The organism is Cryobacterium flavum (genome assembly GCF_900103805.1).
GTDB lineage: Bacteria > Actinomycetota > Actinomycetes > Actinomycetales > Microbacteriaceae > Cryobacterium > Cryobacterium flavum.
Genome location: NZ_FNIB01000004.1, coordinates 384,156 through 390,338, shown reverse-complemented (window position 1 = coordinate 390,338; position 6,183 = coordinate 384,156). Strand labels below are relative to the sequence as shown.

The following is a 6,183-nucleotide window of genomic DNA, read 5'->3' as shown; positions in this document are numbered from 1 at the left end:
GGCGGCTGCGACGGGTGCGGGTGCTGCTGCCGGGGCTGCAGCGACCGGTTCTGGTTCTGCTGCAACGGGCGCTGGTGCAGCGACTGGTGCCGCGACGGGTGCGGGTGCGGGTGCTGCAACCGGTGCCGCAACGGGCTCGGGTGCTGCAACTGGTGCCGCGACGGGTGCGGGTGCTGCAACTGGTGCCGCGACGGGCTCGGGTGCTGCAACCGGCGCGGGTGCCTCGGCAACGGGCGCCTCAGCAACCGGCGCGGGTGCCTCGGCAACGGGCGCCTCAGCAACCGGCGCGGGTGCCTCGGCAACGGGCGCCTCAGCAACCGGCGCTTCTGCAGCCGGTGCCTCAGCGACGGGTGCGGCCGCGCCCGATCCGTCGCCGATGGTGACCAGGGGGGTGCCGACCTCGACGGTCTCATCTTCCTGCACCAGGATGGCTTCAATAATGCCGGCGACCGGAGACGGGATTTCCGTGTCCACCTTGTCGGTCGATACCTCGAGCAACGGCTCGTCGACCTCCACGCGGTCGCCCACGTTCTTGAGCCAGCGGGTGACCGTGCCCTCTGTGACACTCTCTCCGAGTGCCGGGAGGCTGACGGATTCGCTCATGCGTATGTCTCCTTCAAAACCGTTTACTTATCTGAAAAATCAATGAAAATTGTGGAATCCGACTACATCGCGTGAAGCGGTTTGCCGGCAAGAGCCAGGAAGGCCTCACCCATCGCTTCGCTCTGCGTCGGGTGCGCGTGCAGGAACGGAGCGATGTCCTCCGGGTACGCTTCCCAGTTCACCACGAGCTGGCCTTCGCCGATGAGCTCGCCGACGCGAGCACCGATCATGTGGATGCCCACGATGGGGCCATCCTTGACGCGCACCAACTTGACCGAACCGGCAGTTCCCAGAATCGAGCTCTTGCCGTTTCCGCCGAGGTTGTACTCGTAGGTGGAAATCTGGTCGGCACCGAACTTGTCGGCTGCCTTGGCTTCGCTGTAGCCGACGGAGGCAACCTCGGGGTCACAGTAGGTGACCTTGGGGATGTTCACGTCTTCGACGATGATCGGGTTCAGTCCGGCGATTTCTTCGGCGACGAAGATGCCCTGCTGGAAGCCGCGGTGGGCGAGCTGCAGGCCGGGAACGATGTCGCCAACGGCGTACACGCCGGGGATGTTCGTGGCGAGGCGCTCGTCGGTGATGACGAACCCGCGGTCCATGGTGACGCCGACTTCGTCGAAGCCGAGGCCCGCGGTGACCGGTCCGCGGCCGACGGCCACGAGCAGGAGGTCGGCCTCAACGGTCGCACCGTTCTCGAGAGTGACCACGACGCCCGAATCGGACTGCGTGACACTCTGGAAGCGGATGCCGAGGGAATACTCGATACCGCGCTTGCGGAACGCACGCTCGAGTTGCTTAGAGATGGACTCTTCCTCGTTGGGCACGAGGTGCGGTAGAGCCTCGATGATCGTGACGTCGGCGCCGAAAGACTTCCAGACGCTCGCGAACTCGACGCCGATGACGCCGCCACCGAGCACGGCGACCTTCTTGGGAACGTAGTCCAGGGCGAGAGCGGTTTCGCTCGTGATGACGCGGCCGCCGATCTCGAGCCCGGGCAGCGAGCGAGAGTAGGAGCCGGTAGCCAGAATGACGTTCTTGCCGACGATCATGTCTTCGCCGACCTGAACGGTCGTGGGGGAGACCAGGTGGCCTTCGCCCTCAATCACGGTGATTCCGCGAGCTTTTACCAGGCCCTGCAATCCCTTGTACTTGCTGGCCACGATGCCCTCGCGGAACGCGGTGACAGCAGCGATATCGATGCCCTCGAACGCGGTCTTGACGCCGTATTTGGCGGCTTCACGGCTGAAATCGGCAACTTCAGCCGAGTGCAGGAGGGCCTTGGTCGGAATGCAACCGACGTGCAGGCAGGTGCCGCCGAGTTTGCCCTTCTCGATCAGACCAACGGTGAATCCCAGCTGCACGGCACGCAGCGCTGCTGCGTATCCACCGCTTCCGCCACCGAGAACGACAATGTCAAAATTCTGTTCCGACACTCAGCTACTCCCTCGCGCATTACGCTTTGTCACGACGGCCGACAGATTATGCTGCTCGACCGCGTGGTTTGACAAGCTTTTTCTTGCCCCTACGACTGTACTACGGGCGTGAAAAGTCCTCGGCCAGTCGAATCAGCGCCCGAACGGACACCCCGGTCGGGCCGGCAGCGGTGAATCCCCAGCCCGTGCCGGAGTTCTCGGCCGGTCCGGCAATGTCGAGGTGAGCCCACGGGATGGTCTGGCCGGCCGCATCCGTTCCGATGAATTCTTTCAAAAAGACCCCGGCGAGCAGCATTCCGCCGGCCGAGCTGCCGATCTTCGCGTTGGCGATGTCAGCGACGTCCGAGTTGAGGGTGGCGCGCAATTCTTCCGGGAACGGCATCGGCCAGGCGTTCTCGCCGGCCGCAGCGCTGGCCGCGAGCACGTGTTGAACGAGAGCGTCATCGCCCATGGCGCCGAAATACCGGTTGCCCAGCGCGACGACCTGGGCCCCGGTCAGGGTCGCGACGTCGATGATGGCGTCCGGGTGTTCTTCGCCGGCCGCGACGAGGCCGTCGGCGAGTACCAGGCGGCCCTCGGCATCCGTGTTGAGCACCTCGACGGTGCGGCCACCGCGCATGCGCAGCACGTCGTTGGGGCGGATAGCCGAGCCCGACGGCATGTTTTCGGCGATGCACATCCACGCGGTGATTCGCACCGGCAGCTGCAGCCGGGCCGCGGCGACCACCACGGCCAGAACAGTGGCGGCACCTGTCATGTCGTACTTCATGCCCACCATGGATGCCGGCGGCTTGAGCGAGAGTCCGCCGGTGTCGAATGTGATGCCCTTGCCGACCAGGGCGAGGTGCTTGCCGGCCCCGCTCGGGGTGTAACTGAGTTTGACCAGGCGCGGCGGGCGGGTCGAGCCGGCTCCGACCCCGGCGATGCCGCCGAACCCGTCGGCAGCGAGCTGCTGCTCGTCCCAGACCGTCACCTCGAGCTGCAGTCCGCTGGCGGCCTCGATCGCCAGATCGGCCAGCGCTGCCGGGTACAGGTCGAGCGGCGGCATGTTCACCAGGTCCTTGACCAGGGCCATGGCCTCGGCGCTGACCTGGGCGCGCTCCACAGCGGATGCCGCCGGTGTCGTCGTGTGCACCACGACGTTTCGGGCCGGAAGTTTGGTGGCGGCCAGCGAGCTGTGGCGGTAGGCAGTGTAGGAGTAGCCACCGAGCGCGGCGCCCTCGAGCACGGCCTCGACCTGGTCGGCGTCGCCCAGGGTAATGGCGAAGGCGACCGAGGTCGCGCCGGTCAGCTGCCGAACGGCAGACCCGGCCGCGTGGCGAAGGGCTGCGGTGCTGAGCACGCGCCCCAGTCCGACGACGGCGATGCTGCGCGGAGTGCCGGCACTCGACACCAGACGCACGATCTCATCGCGTGCTCCGGTGGCGTTCAGGAGCGGCAGCTGAGCCGTCACCGACGCGATCAGGGCGTCACCGAGGGTGACGTCCGCGACTAGCTGCACCCCATCATCCGTTTGCAGCGCAGCGAGGATGAGAATGTCGGCGGGGGAGCCCAGCGCGGACTCGGTGGACAGGGACAGGGTGGGAACAGTCATAACTCGATGCTATCCGGGGCCGTTACCAGGCTGTTCGCTCTGGGCACGATGGTGAAAGCCCCAAAACACAGCACAAATGTGCCCCTCGGATTAGAGTTAAGGAATGTCAGACCCCGAGGAGCTCTACGAACTCACCGCCGACGCCGCTGGCGTCCCGCAGGGGTTGCACCTGATTATGGGCCTGACTGGCTTCGCGGATGCCGGTGGTGCGGTAGCCCAGTTCACCGACTATCTGCTGACCACCCTGGATCACACCGTCGTCGCGTCGTTCGACACCGACACTCTGCTCGACTATCGGGCCCGGCGCCCGATCATCTACTTCGACCAGGATCATCTCACCAACTATCAGCCGCCGACGTTGCAGCTGTACCTGGCCCGCGATGAGATCGGGCAGCCGTTCCTGTTCTTGACCGGTTTCGAACCCGACTTCCGCTGGGAACAGTTCACTGCCGCCGTGCTGCAGCTCGTCGACCGATTCACGGTCGCCGGGGCAACCTGGGTGCACGCCATCCCCATGCCCGTTCCGCACACCCGACCGATCGGTGTCACCGTCAGCGGCAACCGTTCCGATCTCATCGAGAACCGATCGGTCTGGCGGCCGCACACGCAGGTCGCGGCCAACGTTCTGCACCTCCTGGAGTTCCGCCTGCAGGAACGTGGCGCCTCCACGGTCGGCTACGTGCTGCTCATTCCGCACTACCTGGGTGACACCGAATTTCCGGCCGCAGCCCTCACCGCGCTAGAGAGCACGAGCGCGTCGACCGGATTGATCTTTCCGACCGATCGCCTGCGGGAAGCCAATCGAGAATTCGTGGCACGCATCGATGACCAGGTGCGGAACAACCCGGAGCTGGCCAAGCTGGTGGGCACACTGGAGCAGCGCTACGACGCCTACATGGAGGGAAGCCCGCTGCGGTCGCCGCTCACCGACGAAGATGGCGAGCTGCCGTCGGCCGATGAAATCGCCGCCGAACTCGAGAACTTCCTCGCCCTGCGGCGCAGCCGCGATGACGGTGCCGCCAGCTAACGCAGCTGGAAGTATCTGGTCGCCACGCCTGACCGGCTGGTCAGGAACGCGATAGGTTAGATCGAGTGAACTCGCGTCGATCCACCCTGATCTTTATCATCGGGTCGTTCGCGTACCTGTCGGCCGTACTCCAGCGCACCTCGATGGGAATCGCCGGGGTAGCCGCCACGGAGAAATTCGGCGGCTCGGCCGCCATCCTCTCGAGCCTGGCCGTCGTGCAGCTCGTCGTCTACGCCGCCGCGCAAATTCCGGTCGGGGTGTTGATCGATCGGTACGGCCCGCGAGTGCTCATGATCACCGGAACGGCGCTCATGGTCACCGGCCAGGTGACACTGGCGCTGGCACCGGATATCTCGGTCGCCGTCATCGGCCGCATCCTGGTCGGCGCCGGAGACGCGACCATCTTCATCTCGATGATCCGCCTGATCAGCTCCTGGTTCAGCGGTCGCATCGTCCCTCTGCTGTCCCAGTGGATGGGCAACATCGGTCAACTCGGCCAGGTACTCTCCGCGGTGCCCCTGGCTTGGCTTCTCCACACCAGCGGCTGGAAACCCGCCTTCCTCTCGGCGGCATCCGTGGCCGTAATCGCCCTGATCGTGGTCATCATTTTCGTGCAGGACCGACCCAGAGACGTCACCGAGCACGTGCGTGCCAACAGCCTTGGCATCGCGCTGACCCAGCTGCGACACAGTTTTCGGCGCCCGGGCACCCAGCTCGGATTCTGGTCGCACTACGTGACGCAGTCGTCCGGCACCGTCTTCAGTCTGCTTTGGGGCTATCCCTTCATGGTCTTCGGCCTCGGCTACGAACCGGCGTTCGCCGCCGGAATGCTGACCGTGTTGGTCGGCGCCGGCCTCGTGTTCGGGCCGATCCTCGGCCTGCTGACCGCACGCTACCCACTGCGCCGCAGCAATATCGTGCTTGGTATCGTGACCGGCATCGGAATCGCGTGGGCGATCGTGCTGCTCTGGCCCGGCGTTCCACCGCTGTGGAGCATTGTGCTGCTGCTGGTCGTGCTCGGCATCGGCGGGCCGGGCTCGCTGATCGGCTTCGACTTCGCGCGCACTTTTAATCCGCAGCGCAGCCTGGGCTCGGCCAACGGCGTCGTCAACGTCGGTGGCTTCACCGCGAGCTTCGTCATGATGTACCTGATCGGGCTGCTGCTCGACCTGCAGAACGGATGGCGCGTGGCCGGGGGAGCAGCGAGCGACCTGTACGCGCTCGACGCATTTCGGGTGGCATTCACGGTGCAATACCTGGTCGTCGGAATCGGCATCGGTTTTCTCGTGCACGCCCGGCGGCGCACCAGACGCCAGCTCTCTCGCGACGAGGGAATAGAAGTCGCACCTATCTGGGTTGCACTATCACGCGCCTGGAAACGGCGTAACGAATGATCGTAGTACGTGTCGTGGCTTGTCGTCCAGACAAACCGTGCAATAATTATTTCCAGGACCCGTTCTGGTCCGGGGCACACCGAAATCATTTCGGCGTGAGCATCCCGGGACTTGACATGGGTCCAAGTT

Annotated in this window: 5 protein-coding genes; 2 read left to right on the top strand and 3 right to left on the bottom strand. The window is 65.1% G+C overall.

The window, feature by feature from the left end:
- From BLS91_RS08035 to BLS91_RS08025, 3 genes are all read right to left on the bottom strand, one after another.
- The coding region (locus BLS91_RS08035; protein WP_338061552.1) for a biotin/lipoyl-containing protein at window positions 1-603 on the bottom strand (603 nt) is incomplete at its 3' end.
- Between the two features lie 62 nt (window positions 604-665).
- A complete protein-coding gene (lpdA, locus tag BLS91_RS08030) occupies window positions 666-2,039 on the bottom strand; it encodes a dihydrolipoyl dehydrogenase (protein ID WP_092340189.1) in 1,374 nt (457 codons plus the stop codon).
- Between the two features lie 100 nt (window positions 2,040-2,139).
- Window positions 2,140-3,633, bottom strand: coding sequence for a leucyl aminopeptidase (locus tag BLS91_RS08025; RefSeq protein WP_092340188.1), 1,494 nt, complete (start codon window positions 3,631-3,633; stop codon window positions 2,140-2,142).
- 103 nt (window positions 3,634-3,736) lie between these two features.
- Here BLS91_RS08025 and BLS91_RS08020 point away from each other — a divergent pair, with 103 nt between their 5' ends.
- Both BLS91_RS08020 and BLS91_RS08015 read left to right on the top strand, forming a co-directional pair.
- Complete coding sequence (locus tag BLS91_RS08020) at window positions 3,737-4,660, top strand: proteasome assembly chaperone family protein (protein ID WP_092340187.1); 924 nt, start codon at window positions 3,737-3,739, stop codon at window positions 4,658-4,660.
- 65 nt (window positions 4,661-4,725) lie between these two features.
- Complete coding sequence (locus tag BLS91_RS08015; protein ID WP_092340186.1) at window positions 4,726-6,054, top strand: MFS transporter; 1,329 nt, start codon at window positions 4,726-4,728, stop codon at window positions 6,052-6,054.
- The last annotated feature ends 129 nt before the right edge of the window (window positions 6,055-6,183 follow it).